Genomic DNA, 14,352 nt, shown 5'->3' on the forward strand with positions numbered 1-14,352 from the left:
TTAACCTCCGAAGTCATCCAGCATGATGTTCTCGTCCTCAACACCAAGATCCTTCAGCATCTTGATCACAGAGGCGTTCATGATGGGGGGCCCACACATGTAGAACTCACAGTCCTCAGGTGCCGGGTGATCCTTCAGGTAGTTCTCGTAGAGAACGTTGTGGATGAACCCGGTGTAGCCTTCCCAGTTATCGGATGGCAGCGCGTCAGACAAGGCAACGTGCCACTCGAAGTTGTCGTTCTCAGCAGCCAGACCATCGAAGTCTTCTACGTAGAACATCTCACGAACGCTTCGTGCACCGTACCAGAAGGAAATCTTCCGGTTGGAGTTCAGACGCTTGAGCTGGTCAAAGATGTGAGAGCGCATGGGCGCCATGCCCGCACCACCACCAACAAACACCATCTCCGCTTCGGTTTCCTTGGCGAAGAACTCACCAAACGGCCCCATAACGGTCACCTTGTCGCCCGGCTTCAGGTTGAACACGTAGCTGGACATGATGCCCGGCGGGTGATCGGTGCCAGGAGGCGGTGTCGCGATCCGGATGTTGAACTTCAGAACACCCTTCTCTTCCGGGTAGTTCGCCATGGAGTAAGCCCGGATGGTCTCCTCCTTGTTGATCGCCTTGTAGCGCCAGATGTCGTGCTTGTCCCAGTCTTCGTGGAACTCTTCCTCAATGTCGAAATCCTTGAAGTCGATTTCGTATGGAGGACACTCCAGCTGTACGTAACCACCGGCACGGAAGTCGACTTCCTCGCCTTCAGGCAGCTTCAGGACCAGTTCCTTGATGAAGGTGGCGACGTTGTGGTTGGAGACAACCTCACACTCCCACTTCTTCACGCCGAAGAACTCTTCAGGAACCTCGATCTTCATGTCCTGCTTCACCGGAACCTGACAGGACAGGCGCCAGCCTTCCTTCTCTTCACGGTTGGTGAAGTGGGTCTTCTCGGTTGGCAGCATCGCACCACCACCGTCCAGAACCTTACATTTACACTGGGCGCAGGTACCACCGCCACCGCACGCGGAGGACAGGAAGATACCGCTGTTAGCCAGCGTGCCGAGCAGCTTGCCACCGGCTGCGGTGGTCAGGGTGTGCTCAGGGTCATCATTGATTTCGATAGTCACATCACCGGTGCTTACCAGTTTGGAGCGGGCCGCGAGGATGATCGCGACCAGCGCCAGAACGATAACGGTGAACATGACCACGCCGAGAATAATTTCTGTATTCATGGTCTCGCCTTTTCGTTAAACCGAATCACCGGGTGTGTTACAGGGAGATGCCGGAGAAGGACATGAAACCCAGGGACATCAGACCAACGGTGATGAAGGTGATACCCAGGCCACGCAGACCTTCCGGAACATCGCTGTACTTGAGCTTTTCACGGATACCGGCCAGAGCCACGATGGCGAGCGCCCAGCCCAAACCGGCACCAAAGCCGTACACCACACTCTCTCCAAAGGTGTAGTCACGCTCCACCATGAACAGAGAGGCACCGAGAATCGCACAGTTAACGGTTATCAGCGGCAGGAACACACCCAGGGCCGCATACAGCGCCGGGATGTATTTATCCAGCACCATTTCCATGATCTGAACAATTGCAGCGATTACACCGATGTACGACAGCAAGCCCAAAAAGCTCAGGTCCACATTCGGCAGGCCGGCCCAATCAAGGGCGCCCTCACGGAGAATGCCGTTATACAGGAGGTTGTTGACCGGTACGGTGACCGTCAGTACAACCACAACGGCAATCCCCAGACCCAGAGCAGCTTCGATCTTCTTGGAAATGGCCAGGAAGGTACACATCCCCAGGAAGAACGCCAGCGCCATGTTTTCGACGAAAACGGCCTTAAGGATGAGGCTGATATAGTGTTCCATTAAAACGCCTCCTTGGCTTTGTGACGAGACATTTTGTAGTCAGCCTCTTCCACCTGATCAGGCTTCCAGGTACGCAGGCCCCAGATCGCCAGACCGATGATGAAGAAGGCGCTCGGCGGAAGCAGGAGCAGACCATTCGGGATGTACCAGCCGCCTTCGTTGACGGTCGGCATCAGAGAAATACCGAACAGGGACCCTGCGCCCAGCAGTTCACGGAAGAAGGCCACGAACAGCAGCAGTACCGAATAACCCAGACCGTTGCCGATGCCATCCAGGAAGCTCAGCCAGGGGCCGTTCTTCATGGCGAAGCCTTCAGCGCGGCCCATCACGATGCAGTTGGTGATGATCAGACCAACGAATACGGACAGCTGTTTGCTGATTTCGTAAGCGTAAGCCTTGAGGATCTGGTCAACCACGATTACCAGCGAGGCAATGATGGTCATCTGCACAATGATCCGGATGCTTCCGGGAATCTGGGTCCGCACCAGCGATACCGCCAGGTTGGAAAATGCCGTTACCGCGATGACCGCAAGACACATGACGATGGTCACGTTCATGCTGGTGGTTACGGCCAGGGCCGAACAGATACCGAGGATCTGCAGGGCAATGGGGTTGTTGCTAAAAATTGGTTCGAAGAGAACCTGTTTGGCTGATGCATCTGCCATGATCAGACCTCCCCTTCACGAAGTTTTTGCAGGAACGGCGCGTAGCCCCGGTCACTCATCCAGTAGTTAACCAACTGCTCGACACCCCGGCTGGTCAACGTTGCACCAGAGAGTGCATCAACCTTGTGCTCTTTGTCCGCTGCATCCGCACTGACACCCCCCTTGACCAGACGAATCTGGGGTTCGGTCAGCTCACCGTCGTAGACCTCTTTGCCAACCCACTGCTTCTTCCAGCGCGGGTTGTCGACTTCACCACCCAGCCCCGGTGTTTCCGCGTGAGCGTAGAAACCAAGGCCTTCGACGGTGTTCAGGTCCCCTTCAAGGGAGATGAAACCGTACAGGGTGGACCAGAGGCCATAGCCGTGAATCGGCAGCACCACGCGGGTGACCTGGCCGTTCTCACTCATGGTGTAGACCTTGGCGACGTTCGGGCGACGCTTGATGCCGGCCTTGTCTTCCGAAGACGGAATATTGGTGGACATCTGAGGGTCGGAAGCCGCTTTGTACATGTCGTACTTCATCGGATCAGCAACACCCACGGCATCCGGCTCAACGAACTCACCGGTGTCCAGGTCAACCAGGCGCACATCGAACTCACCAAACATTTCTTCAATCTGGTCAGCGCTCGCACCCTGGGGCAGCATGCCCGCCGCAGACAGGATGTTGGTCTTGATATCCAGGCTCTGGTTCTTCACCTGCGCAGGCTTGAGCATTACGGCTGCCGTGGATACCACGACAGAGAACACAATACTCAGTACCAGCGCAACAATGAGCGTTCTGGAGACAGTTTCTTTAGCTTTAGCCACGAGCGAGCCTCCGTTTGATGTTGGCCTGCACCACGTAATGATCCATCAGCGGCGCGAACAGGTTTGCAAACAGGATTGCCAGCATGATGCCTTCCGGGAACGCCGGGTTGATCACGCGGATCAGCACCGTCATCACGCCCACCAGGATACCGAAGCACCAGCGACCGGTGTTGGTCATGGCAGCAGAGACCGGATCGGTCGCCATGAACATCATGCCGAAGGCGAAACCACCGATAACCAGGTGCCAATAGGCCGGAACGGCAAACATCGGGTTGGTCTCGGAGCCGATGATGTTCAGCAGCAGGGACATACCGATCATACCGATCAGCACACCACCGACGATGCGGTAGCTGGCAATCTTCATCATCAACAGGAGCAGGCCGCCGATCAGAACCGCCAGGGTGGAGGTCTCACCCATGGAGCCCTGAATTGTGCCCATAAATGCGCTCATCCAGCCGATCTGCTCATTCAGAGCATCCAGACCACCGCTGGCAGCCCAGCTCAGGGCGGTTGCGCCACTGAACCCGTCAACGGCCGTCCAGACGGTGTCACCGGAGATCTGCGCCGGGTAGGCGAAGTACAGGAACGCACGACCGGTCAGCGCCGGGTTCAGGAAGTTTTTGCCTGTACCACCGAACACTTCCTTACCGATGACCACACCGAAGGTGATACCCAGAGCCACCTGCCAAAGCGGGATGGTGGGCGGGCAGATCAGCGCAAACAGGACGGAGGTGACGAAGAAACCTTCGTTCACTTCGTGACGACGCACGGTGGCGAACAGAACTTCCCAGAAACCACCAACCACGAAGGTCACGAGGTAAACCGGCAGGAAGTACGCCATCCCGTAAACGAAGTTATCCCAGACTCCCGCTCCCGCGCCCGTTGCCGCCAGCGCCTGGATGAAGGCCGTTCTCAGGCCGCCATCCGCCACCATGGCATCCGGGTTCGCAGCCAGGAAGCTGTTGGCCTGGTAACCGATGTTCCACATGCCGAAGAACATGGCCGGGAACGTACACATCCACACCGTGATCATGATGCGCTTTAGGTCAACGCCATCACGAACGTGGGCGGTGGTGGAGGTCACCTTGCCCGGGGTATAGAAAATAGTATCGACGGCTTCGTAGAGAGAGTACCAACGCTCCCACTTGCCACCTTTCTCAAAGTGATGCTCGATTCCATCGAGAAACTGTCTGATAGCCATCGTATTAGCCCTCGATCTCGATTCTGGTCAGGTTCTCGCGGAGAATCGGACCGTACTCGTATTTACCCGGGCACACGAACGTGCACAGCGCCAGATCTTCTTCATCCAGCTCAAGTGCACCGAGTTTCTGTGCCGTTTCGGTATCGCCAACGATCAGTGAACGCAGCAGTTGGGTCGGCAGGATATCGAGCGGCATGACCTGCTCGTAGACGCCTACCGGTACCATGGCCCGCTCACTGCCGTTGGTCGTGGTTGTGAAGTTGAACAGCTTGCCGCCCATGAGCTTCGACAGGTAGATGTTCAGCACCGAGAACCGGTTCGGTCCCGGGGACAACCAGCCCATGAATTCACGCTTGGTGCCTTCTTCCAGCAGTGAAACCTGGTTGGCAAAACGGCCAAGGTAAGCACAGGGCCCATCGCCACGGCGACCGCCGAATACGGAGCCGGAAATCGCGCGAACCTCGCAATCGGTCGCCACTTCACCTTCCAGCAGCTCTGGCAGGCTGGCACCCAGACGAGTGCGAACCAGACGCGGCTTCAGCGCCTTCGGGCCGCCCAGGGCGACAATGCGCTCAACCGGCACTTCACCGGTGGTGAACAGCTTGCCGAAATCGATCACGTCCTGGTAATTGATGGACCAGACGGTCTTGTTAACGGACACCGGATCCAGGTGATGAATGTGAGTACCGACGTTACCGGCCGGGTGCACACCGTCAAACTGATGGATCTCGATCCGATCTGACTTGGGCACCGACACGTTGGAACCGGGCTTGCCAGTCACAAACACCTTGCCGCTGGTCAGTTTGGACAGCAGCGTCAGCCCCTGCTCAAAGGCGGCACTGTTTTCGCTGATGATCACGGTCGGGTCGGCCGCCAGCGGATTGGTGTCCATCACGGAAACGAAAATGGAGTTGGGCGCAGAGTCGATTTCCGGAACCTTGCTGTACGGACGGGTCTTGAGGGCCGTCCACAGGCCGGACTCTACCAGGTTATCAACCACCTGCTGGCGCTCCAGCCCGGCGAGATCTGCCTCACCGTACCTGGCGAAGGTTTCCGCCTCATCGCCATCGATTTCGATAACGATCGACTGGAATACACGACGCTCTCCGCGGTTGATTTCTTTCACCACGCCGGCAGCGGGTGAGGTATAACAAACGCCTTCGGTCTTCTTATCCGTGAACAGCAGCGAACCGCGCTTAACACGGTCCCCTTCCTTAACAGCCATGGTCGGCTTCATGCCGTTGTAGTCAAAACCGATCAACGCAACGTGGCGAACGGGTTTGCCTTCGGTAATGGTCTGCTCGGGGGCGCCGCTGATGGGAAGATCCAGGCCTTTTTTGATCTTAATCATTAGCCTCGTCCAATCATCAGAAACTAGCTTATGGATTCATAATGCCTGATCCCTGAGGCTCAGATTTCCTTCCCGGAAAACACCGTGCCTCCGCGCAAATGCGGAAAATCCAACTCCTTGGAGACGGCAATCGGTCATTTCGACACAGGAAATGATGAGGAACTGGGGGCCAGACATACCCAAAATCGCGCCAATTATAGAGATTAAGGAAACCCATTTCCACCTGAAACCCCAATGGGATTGTGCTCAAACGTAACCTTCTAACCACTCATTCTGAAAAATAAAAACCCCGGCAACTCAGGTTGCCGGGGTTTTCGTTTTCCAGGATCAGGCGCCCGGAGGGCGCTGCCTGATTAGTCCCGCGTGCGCTTCGGGAAGATCGGGTAAGTCACACCAGCCATCTGATTGACCACTCGAACAACCTGGGCGCTGTAGCCGAACTCGTTGTCGTACCAAACGTACAGGATCAGGCGCTTGCCGTTGGCGATGGTCGCCTGGGCATCGACCACGCCCGCGTGACGGGAGCCCACGAAGTCAGTGGAAACCACCTCGGGAGAGTTCACAAAGTCGATCTGCTTCTGCAGCTCGGAGTGCAGAGCCATCTCACGCAGGTATTCGTTAACGCTTTCAACGCTAACGTCTTTTTCCAGATTCAGGTTCAGGATCGCCATGGAGACGTTCGGAGTCGGAACCCGGATGGCGTTACCACTCAGCTTGCCCTTCAGCTCCGGCAGGGCCTTGGAAACGGCCTTGGCCGCACCCGTTTCGGTGATAACCATGTTCAGCGGAGCGGAACGACCACGACGGCTACCCTTGTGGTAGTTGTCGATCAGGTTCTGGTCGTTGGTGTAGGAGTGAACGGTCTCAACGTGACCGTCAACAATGCCGTACTCGTCGTAGATTGCCTTCAGAACCGGCGTGATGGCATTGGTGGTGCAGGATGCCGCAGACAGGATCTTGTCTTCGTCGGTAATCCAGTCGTTGTTGATGCCGTACACGATGTTCTTGATGTCGCCCTTACCCGGGGCGGTCAGGATCACGCGGCTAACGCCCTTGGACTTCAGGTGCAGGCCCAGCCCCTCTTCGTCACGCCACTTACCAGTGTTATCGATCACGATCGCGTTGTCGATGCCGTAGCTGGTGTAGTCCACTTTATCCGGGCCATCGGAGTAGATGACCTTGATGAAGTTGCCGTTGGCGATGATGGCGGAGTTTTCCTCGTCCACGGTGATGGTGCCGTTGAACGGGCCGTGAACGGAGTCACGACGCAGCAGGCTGGCACGCTTTTCCAGGTCGTTTTCCGCACCACCCTGACGAACCACAATGGCACGCAGACGCAGGTTGTTACCGCCACCCGCTTTCTCGATCATGATGCGAGCCAGCAGGCGACCGATACGGCCAAAACCGTACAGAACGACGTCCTTGGTGCCGTTACCTTCGTTTTTCTTGGACTCTTCACCGTACTTGCCGACGACCGGCGCAATTTCACGCTTCAGGAAATCCTCAACAGACTCGGAGCCACCCTGGTCGCGATATTTGACGCCCAGCTTGCCGATATCGATGTGGGCAGTACCCAGTTCCAGGCGATCCAGGGCTTCCAGAATCGGCATGGTGTCGTGAACAGACAGCTCACTGTCCTCAACCTGACGAACATACCGGTGAGCACGGATAATGCCGATCACCGACTGATTGATGATGGAACGGCCGTAAACGGACGTCACCACGTTGTTCTTCCGGTAAAGACGACCGATCAGCGGAATCATAGCTTCCGCAGTGGACTCGCGTTCCGTCCAGTTAGTCAGGTGCTGATTGATCTGTTCGTGACTCACGATGTGAACCTCTGCTCTGTAGGGCACTGGTTGAAAAATTGGGGCGCACATTATCCATCGTTAAACGCCAGACAGCAAATACGGACTGCCCGCAGCATCGTAAACTGCCAGGTCGCCCCGTTTAAAAGTACGAAACCTGGCCGCCATGACAGGGCGCGACACCAGCGGTAGAATACGCCGCTCGCTATCTCCCGCTCAGTCCGAACAGGAGAAACGTCTCGCCCATGAGCCAAGGAAACCCCATGCCGCGACCACCTCATTCGCTGATCGCCCCGGAAGCCCCCAAGAAAGCCGCCGACCATCGAACGTGGGGCCAGCTGCACGGCAGCAGTGATGCCCTGGCCATTTGCGAGAGCGCACGGGCCCATAAAGGCCTGACGCTGGTCATTACCCGCAGCACCGACGAAGCGATTCGGCTTGAACAGGCCATGCGTTTCTTCCTGGGTCTATCAACCTCAGACGAATCCGAGACCCTGACACCTGACGGCCTGGAACTGCTTTCCCTACCGGACTGGGAAACCCTGCCCTACGACCTGTTCTCACCTCACCAGGACATCACATCCCGGCGCATCCGCACGCTCCACCGCCTGCCCTCGACCCGACACGGCGTACTGGTGGTCCCTGCGCGAACCCTGATGCACCGGTTGGCACCGGTAGATTACCTGCAGGGCAACACCCTGCTACTGGAAGTGGGCCAGTCGCTGGATATTGATGCGTGGCGAATGCAGCTCGAAGCGGCCGGCTACCGGCACAGTGAGAATGTCTACGAGCATGGTGAGTACGCGGTGCGGGGCGCCATTCTGGACATCTACCCGATGGGCTCTAACCTGCCCTACCGGATCGATCTGTTCGACGATGAGATCGAAACCCTGCGGACCTTCGATCCCGAAACCCAGCGTTCCATTGATCGCATTGAGCGCATCGAGTTGTTGCCTGCCTACGAGTTTCCCTGGCACAAGGATGCCCGATCCGGCTTCCGCAACCGCTGGTTCGAATATTTCCCGGATGCGGACAAAGACGCGCCGATCTACAAGGACGTCACCCAGGCCATTACCTCGCCGGGCATCGAGTACTACCTGCCGCTGTTCTTCGACCATACCGCCACCCTGTTCGATTACCTGCCGGGCAACACACTGGTATTCACCGCTGACGGCCTAAACGACGCGGTGAGCCTGTTCGACTCGGAAACCCGGGCCCGCCATGAGGATCGCCGCCACGACCGACTGCGCCCGATTCTTCCGCCCACGGAACTGTTCCTGCAGCAGGACGAACTATTCGGGCACCTGAAGAACTTCCCCCGGGTGACAACCACAGCAGAGGCTGCCGAGGGCGCCGGCGCGGAGAACTGCGCGACCACCAGCCTGCCGGATGTGGCGATGGATGGGCGCGCCGCCGACCCCTCCGGTCGCCTCAAGCGATTCCTCAACGAATTCACCGGTCGGGTCCTTATCTGCGCGGAATCCTCCGGTCGCCGGGAAGCCCTGATTGAGAACCTGGGCGATCACCAGCTCAAGCTCGCCACGCAGGACAGCTGGCAATCCTTCCTCAATGACCGGGACAGCACACTCGGCATCACCATCGCCCCCATGGAGCAGGGCCTGGTCCTGCCGGAAGAGCACATCGCGCTGATCACCGAGACGGCGCTGTTTGGTGAGCGCGTCTTGCAGCGCCGTCGCCGGGAGAAACCGACACAGACCGACGACGCAGGCTACCGGGACCTGTCCGAGCTCCGGATCGGCGCTCCGGTGGTTCATATCGACCACGGGGTTGGCCGCTACAAGGGGCTGGAAACCATCACCGTTGAAAGCGAATCGAACGAATTCCTGACCCTGGAATACGCCGGCGGCTCCAAGCTGTACGTGCCGGTATCCAGCCTGCACCTGATCTCCCGATATGCCGGCACCGATGAGGAGCACGCGCCTCTGCACAAGCTCGGCACCGAACGGTGGAGCAACGCCAAGCAAAAAGCACTGGAGAAGATTCGCGACACCGCCGCCGAGTTGCTGGATGTTTATGCCCGCCGGGAAGCCAGGAAGGGCTTCAGCTTTGAAGACCCCAAGGAAGCCTACCGGGCTTTCGCAGCGGGCTTCCCGTTTGAGGAAACCCCGGACCAGGAAGTGGCGATCGCGTCCGTTATCGAAGACATGACCGGCGAGCGCCCGATGGATCGCCTCGTCTGTGGTGACGTGGGCTTTGGAAAAACCGAAGTGGCCATGCGGGCAGCCTTCATTGCCAGCCATTCTGGCAAACAGGTTGCCGTTCTTGTGCCCACCACCCTGCTGGCACAGCAGCATTACGAGTCCTTCCGGGATCGCTTCTCCGATACCGCGGTCAACGTGGAACTGCTCAGCCGTTTCCGCAGCAGCGGCCAGACCAGCAAGGCCCTGACCGCCATCGAGGAAGGCAAGGCCGACATTGTGATCGGTACTCACAAGCTCCTGCAGGGGGACATCAAGTTCAAGAACCTGGGACTGGTGATCATTGACGAGGAACACCGCTTCGGCGTCCAGCAAAAAGAGAAGCTGAAAGCCCTGCGGGCGGAGGTCGACATGCTGACCCTGACCGCCACCCCCATTCCCCGCACACTGAACATGGCCATGGGCCATCTGAGGGACCTGTCGATCATCGCCACGCCGCCGGCACGACGGCTGTCGGTCAAGACCTTTGTGCGCCAGCGGGACGACGCCATGGTGAAAGAGGCCATCCTGCGGGAGATCCTGCGGGGCGGTCAGGTGTACTTCCTGCACAACGATGTCGCGACCATCGAGAAAACCGCCGAGGACCTGCGCCGATTGATCCCCGAAGCCCGGGTGGGTGTCGCCCACGGCCAGATGCGCGAGCGGGAACTGGAACAGATCATGTCGGATTTCTATCACAAGCGCTTCAACGTGCTGGTGTGCACCACCATCATTGAAACCGGTATCGACATTCCCAGCGCCAACACCATCATCATCGAGCGGGCCGACAAGTTCGGTCTGGCACAGCTGCATCAGTTGCGGGGCCGGGTTGGCCGATCCCACCATCAGGCCTACGCCTACCTGCTGACGCCTCCCCCGCGCTCGATCACTTCGGACGCCAAGAAGCGCCTGGACGCCATCTCGGAATCCCAGGACCTGGGCGCCGGCTTCATGCTGGCCACCCACGACCTGGAGATTCGCGGTGCCGGCGAGCTGCTGGGCGAAGAACAGAGCGGGCAGATCGAAACCATTGGCTTCACTTTGTACATGCAGCTACTGGACGAGGCCGTCAAAGCCATCAGGGAGGGACGCACCCCGAACGCTGACCTGCCCCTGAGCCACGGCACGGAAATGAACCTGCGCATACCGGCCGTGATCCCGGAGAACTACCTGCCAGACGTTCACAACCGGCTGATGCTCTACAAGCGTATCGCCAGCGTGGACAGCCGGGATGACTTGAAAGAACTGCAGGTTGAGATGATTGATCGCTTTGGCCTGCTGCCCGATCCCGCGAAAAACCTGATCCGCCAGACCGAGTTGAGACTGCGCGCAGAGAGCCTGGGTATCGTGCAGGTGGATGCCGGTCGTGAGTGGGTGCGCTTCGAGTTTGGCTCCTCCACCCCCGTGGATCCGCTGGTTCTGGTCAAGAAAGTACAGTCAGCACCCGACCAGTTCCGACTCGAAGGCGCCAACAGCTTCCGTTTTCGGCTGAAGGACACATCCACCAGTGGTAAACTCGACAGCATTTCCAAGATGCTGGGCGAGCTTACCCCTGAAAAAGCGACGGAAGCTGCCCCCTAGATAACCGATTCAAATGTGGAGTAACCCCTTGCAAATTGACGGTCTCTCATCGCGCCGCGCTCAGGCACGGGCACTGTTCGCAGGCCTGCTGTTGTCATTGCCACTCGCAGGGCAGTCCCAGGAAACCATCCCGGTGGCAGACGCGGGGCAAGGCATACCGGATGATTATTACCGGGCCGAGCTGGTCATCCTCGAACGCCGTATTGAACCTGCGGCGGTCAATGAGTTCATGAGCACCCAGAAGGTGGAACCCACACCGGAAACGGAATCCACCCTGCAGGCCATCGCCCAGGACGGCACTGTGGAAACCACCCTGGAACTCGCCCCCACCTCGGAGCTTTCACTGAACAGTGCCGCACAGCGTCTGGTGAACAGCGGGCGATACCGGGTACTGGTGAATGCAGGCTGGTACCAGGCATTCCCGCCGGATTATGAAGGCGAACCGCTGAAGGTTGCCGTTGGGGACTGGCTGGAGCGCGCAGGCATCCGGGAAATCGAGGGCACCATCACCATCGACCGCCAACGTTACCTGCACGTCGATGTGCATCTGAATCATTGGCAATACAACGAATCTGCCACAGCGCCAGACATGACAGCTCTCTCCCCAGGGGAAGCTGGTGTGAACTCAGGTGAAACCGCGATGGCGTCCGAAGAAGCGCCGGCTGCGGCCAACGCAAACGCGGCTATCGGCACGGACGCTCAGGGTGAGGCCGAGGACGGAATTCAGATGACTGAACAGGGCAACATCCAGCCCGGATTTACCGGAGCCCCCCTGGAACTGTTGACCTGGATTCGGGAAACCCGCCGCATGCGCAGCGAGGAAATCCATTTCCTGGACTCCCCCACCATCGGCGTCCTGGTGTTCTTCAAGAAGATTGAGGCAACGGAGTAAGTGCTCCCAGCCCGGCCATCGATTGCTCCAGCATGAGTTTCACATCGCTCATGCCGGTGTCGATGGCCGCTTTGATCTCTTCCATGGTAATGGTGTGATCTGACTTCCCAGCCGCCCAGTTCACCACCAGCCCCAGGCAGACATACCGCATACCCAGTTCGGCCGCCAGCACAGCCTCCGGCATTCCGGTCATACCCACAATGTCACAGCCATCCCGCTCCATCCGGCGGATTTCCGCGGCCGTTTCCAGCCTGGGCCCCTGCGTTGCGCCATACACACCAAAATCGGAGCACTGGATGCCCTGCCCTGCTGCAGCGTCAAGCAATACTTTTCGGGCGTCCTGGTCATAGGGGAAGGTGAAATCAATGTGGGTGACCGCGTCGAGCTCGCCCTCAAAAAAAGTGCTGGCCCGGCCCCAGGTGTAATCGATTAGCTGGTCGGGCACCACCACGTGAGCTGGCCCCATGTCCGAATGAATCCCGCCCACGGCGTTGACACCCACAACCGTTCGAACACCGGCGTCGAACAGCGCCTGCAGGTTGGCACGATAATTCACCTGGTGCGGCGGAATTCGGTGCGGGTTGCCATGACGGGCCAGGAACACCACCGGCAGGTCTCCCAGGCTCCCTTCCACCAGAGGAGCCGAAGGCTCTCCCCACGGAGTGCTCACGGCTTGTTCGCCGGTAATTTCCAGCCCGCTAAGCGTGGTTAAACCGGTACCACCAATAATGCCCACTGGCCGGCTATCTGGCTGCGCCTTCATGGGATTCCTCGTATGGTTCAGGATTGACTGGCGGGCTCCCGTGATTCGGACTCCGTCGCCTGTGCCTGCCGCCCTTCAGCCTTGCCTTCTTGCGCCTGCTCCTGAGCGAGGCGAACGCCATCCGGCAAATGAAGCGTCCGGGTCGGGAACGCCACCTCGGCACCGTAGCCCTCGATAATGCCACTGATCTTCAGCAACACATCCTGTTTGATCTCATGGAAATGCACCCAGTCCGTCGTTTTGGTAAAGGTGTAGACCATGATATCCAGGGAGGAGGCATTGAATGCCACGAAGTTCACGATAAGAGTCTGGTTGGTGTCGATTTCCTCATGACCCTGCAGCATGGACTTGATATCCGACACGATCTGATCCATCTGGTTCACATCCGCATAGCGGATACCAATGGTTTCGCTGATGCGCCGGTTGGTCATGCGCGACGGGTTCTCGACCGCAATTGTGGTGAACGCCGCGTTGGGAACGTAGAGAGGGCGCTTATCAAAGGTGCGAATGGTGGTAATCCGCCAACCGATGTGTTCCACCACACCTTCGATACTGCGATCCGGTGAACGCACCCAGTCGCCAACCTTGAAGGGGCGGTCGAAATGGATGATGACACCACCAAAGAAGTTCGCCAGCAGATCCTTGGCGGCAAAGCCTACAGCCACACCACCAACACCACCAAAGGCAAGCACCCCGGAAATGCTGTACCCCAGCGACTGCATGGCAATCAATACGACGGTGATGATCACCGCTGCCCGGGCCAGCTTGCTGACGGCGTTTACCGTAGTGTAATCCATGGGCCGCTTCATCTTTACCGGGGACACCAGGATACTTTCACCCTGCCGGATTAGTCGAAGCAGGAACCAGCCCAGCAACCAGATGAAACCGACTTCCAGGATGGTTTGGTTGACCTTGAAAATCTCCGCTTCAGAGTGGCGATAGGCCACCTCGGCTGCCCAGTAGACACCCTGCAGCCAGACAAAAGCGACCACCGGTTTGCGCACCGCATGCAGCAACGCATCGTCCCAGTGGTTCTTGGTATTGCTGAACTTGCGCTCGAGAAACCCAATGATCCGGCTTGCCAGGAACGCAACCGTGGCGGTGCCGACCACCAGGGCAAACACGACCAGCGCCACGCGCCAACTCTGGGACAGCAGACCAAAACTGGCAATCCAGTTATCAACGGTGGAATGTGCCTTTTCGAACATCGAATC

11 protein-coding genes are annotated in these 14,352 nt (G+C 58.3%); 2 read left to right on the forward strand and 9 right to left on the reverse strand.

All coding sequences use genetic code 11. The annotated features are described in order from the left end of the window. The 7 genes from nqrF to QVZ43_RS00645 all read right to left on the reverse strand — a co-directional run bounded on the left by nqrF (nucleotide 1) and on the right by QVZ43_RS00645 (nucleotide 7,659). Nucleotides 1-1,227 carry an NADH:ubiquinone reductase (Na(+)-transporting) subunit F gene (gene nqrF, locus QVZ43_RS00615; protein ID WP_223793830.1) on the reverse strand — a complete coding sequence of 409 codons (1,227 nt, stop codon included), beginning with the start codon at nucleotides 1,225-1,227 and terminating at the stop codon, nucleotides 1-3. A gap of 37 nt (nucleotides 1,228-1,264) precedes the next feature. Beyond that, nucleotides 1,265-1,873: an NADH:ubiquinone reductase (Na(+)-transporting) subunit E gene (gene nqrE / locus QVZ43_RS00620; RefSeq protein ID WP_223793831.1), complete on the reverse strand. Its 609-nt coding sequence runs from the start codon at nucleotides 1,871-1,873 to the stop codon at nucleotides 1,265-1,267. After that, on the reverse strand, nucleotides 1,873-2,538 hold the full coding sequence (locus QVZ43_RS00625; RefSeq protein WP_223793832.1) for an NADH:ubiquinone reductase (Na(+)-transporting) subunit D: 666 nt from the start codon (nucleotides 2,536-2,538) through the stop codon (nucleotides 1,873-1,875). The genes nqrE and QVZ43_RS00625 overlap by 1 nt, the downstream gene beginning before the upstream one ends. Before the next feature lie 2 nt (nucleotides 2,539-2,540). Further along, the gene (locus QVZ43_RS00630) at nucleotides 2,541-3,344 is read right to left on the reverse strand and encodes a Na(+)-translocating NADH-quinone reductase subunit C (protein ID WP_223793833.1); all 804 of its coding nucleotides are present in this window, start codon (nucleotides 3,342-3,344) and stop codon (nucleotides 2,541-2,543) included. Further along, the gene (locus QVZ43_RS00635) at nucleotides 3,337-4,545 is read right to left on the reverse strand and encodes an NADH:ubiquinone reductase (Na(+)-transporting) subunit B (protein ID WP_302908468.1); all 1,209 of its coding nucleotides are present in this window, start codon (nucleotides 4,543-4,545) and stop codon (nucleotides 3,337-3,339) included. Before QVZ43_RS00635 ends, QVZ43_RS00630 begins: the two co-directional genes overlap by 8 nt. Before the next feature lie 4 nt (nucleotides 4,546-4,549). Next, complete coding sequence (locus QVZ43_RS00640) at nucleotides 4,550-5,896, reverse strand: Na(+)-translocating NADH-quinone reductase subunit A (protein ID WP_302908469.1); 1,347 nt, start codon at nucleotides 5,894-5,896, stop codon at nucleotides 4,550-4,552. A gap of 353 nt (nucleotides 5,897-6,249) precedes the next feature. Beyond that, nucleotides 6,250-7,659, reverse strand: coding sequence for a glyceraldehyde-3-phosphate dehydrogenase (locus tag QVZ43_RS00645; protein WP_420890897.1), 1,410 nt, complete (start codon nucleotides 7,657-7,659; stop codon nucleotides 6,250-6,252). Between the two features lie 308 nt (nucleotides 7,660-7,967). On the opposite strand from QVZ43_RS00645, the gene mfd reads away from it, so the two are divergent. Together mfd and QVZ43_RS00655 are read left to right on the forward strand one after the other, a co-directional pair. Further along, the gene (mfd, locus tag QVZ43_RS00650; protein WP_302908471.1) at nucleotides 7,968-11,483 is read left to right on the forward strand and encodes a transcription-repair coupling factor; all 3,516 of its coding nucleotides are present in this window, start codon (nucleotides 7,968-7,970) and stop codon (nucleotides 11,481-11,483) included. A gap of 28 nt (nucleotides 11,484-11,511) precedes the next feature. Beyond that, nucleotides 11,512-12,375 carry a CsiV family protein gene (locus QVZ43_RS00655; RefSeq protein ID WP_302908472.1) on the forward strand — a complete coding sequence of 288 codons (864 nt, stop codon included), beginning with the start codon at nucleotides 11,512-11,514 and terminating at the stop codon, nucleotides 12,373-12,375. Here the strand turns inward: QVZ43_RS00655 and QVZ43_RS00660 are convergent. Together QVZ43_RS00660 and QVZ43_RS00665 are read right to left on the reverse strand one after the other, a co-directional pair. Next, nucleotides 12,350-13,138 carry an S-methyl-5'-thioinosine phosphorylase gene (locus tag QVZ43_RS00660; RefSeq protein WP_302908473.1) on the reverse strand — a complete coding sequence of 263 codons (789 nt, stop codon included), beginning with the start codon at nucleotides 13,136-13,138 and terminating at the stop codon, nucleotides 12,350-12,352. The two genes, QVZ43_RS00655 and QVZ43_RS00660, sit on opposite strands and share 26 nt — an antisense overlap. Before the next feature lie 17 nt (nucleotides 13,139-13,155). Beyond that, the gene (locus QVZ43_RS00665) at nucleotides 13,156-14,346 is read right to left on the reverse strand and encodes a mechanosensitive ion channel family protein (protein WP_223793840.1); all 1,191 of its coding nucleotides are present in this window, start codon (nucleotides 14,344-14,346) and stop codon (nucleotides 13,156-13,158) included. Nucleotides 14,347-14,352 lie beyond the last annotated feature (6 nt).

This window comes from Marinobacter suaedae (assembly GCF_030519635.1).
Taxonomy (GTDB): domain Bacteria; phylum Pseudomonadota; class Gammaproteobacteria; order Pseudomonadales; family Oleiphilaceae; genus Marinobacter; species Marinobacter suaedae.

Coding starts and splice junctions, on each gene's coding strand:
- QVZ43_RS00640 (WP_302908469.1), bottom strand. CDS start 5,896: ATGATTAAGATCAAAAAAGGCCTGGATCTTCCCATCAGCGGCGCCCCC.
- QVZ43_RS00625 (WP_223793832.1), bottom strand. CDS start 2,538: ATGGCAGATGCATCAGCCAAACAGGTTCTCTTCGAACCAATTTTTAGC.
- QVZ43_RS00660 (WP_302908473.1), bottom strand. CDS start 13,138: ATGAAGGCGCAGCCAGATAGCCGGCCAGTGGGCATTATTGGTGGTACC.
- nqrE (WP_223793831.1), bottom strand. CDS start 1,873: ATGGAACACTATATCAGCCTCATCCTTAAGGCCGTTTTCGTCGAAAAC.
- nqrF (WP_223793830.1), bottom strand. CDS start 1,227: ATGAATACAGAAATTATTCTCGGCGTGGTCATGTTCACCGTTATCGTT.
- mfd (WP_302908471.1), top strand. CDS start 7,968: ATGCCGCGACCACCTCATTCGCTGATCGCCCCGGAAGCCCCCAAGAAA.
- QVZ43_RS00665 (WP_223793840.1), bottom strand. CDS start 14,346: ATGTTCGAAAAGGCACATTCCACCGTTGATAACTGGATTGCCAGTTTT.
- QVZ43_RS00635 (WP_302908468.1), bottom strand. CDS start 4,545: ATGGCTATCAGACAGTTTCTCGATGGAATCGAGCATCACTTTGAGAAA.
- QVZ43_RS00645 (WP_420890897.1), bottom strand. CDS start 7,659: ATGATTCCGCTGATCGGTCGTCTTTACCGGAAGAACAACGTGGTGACG.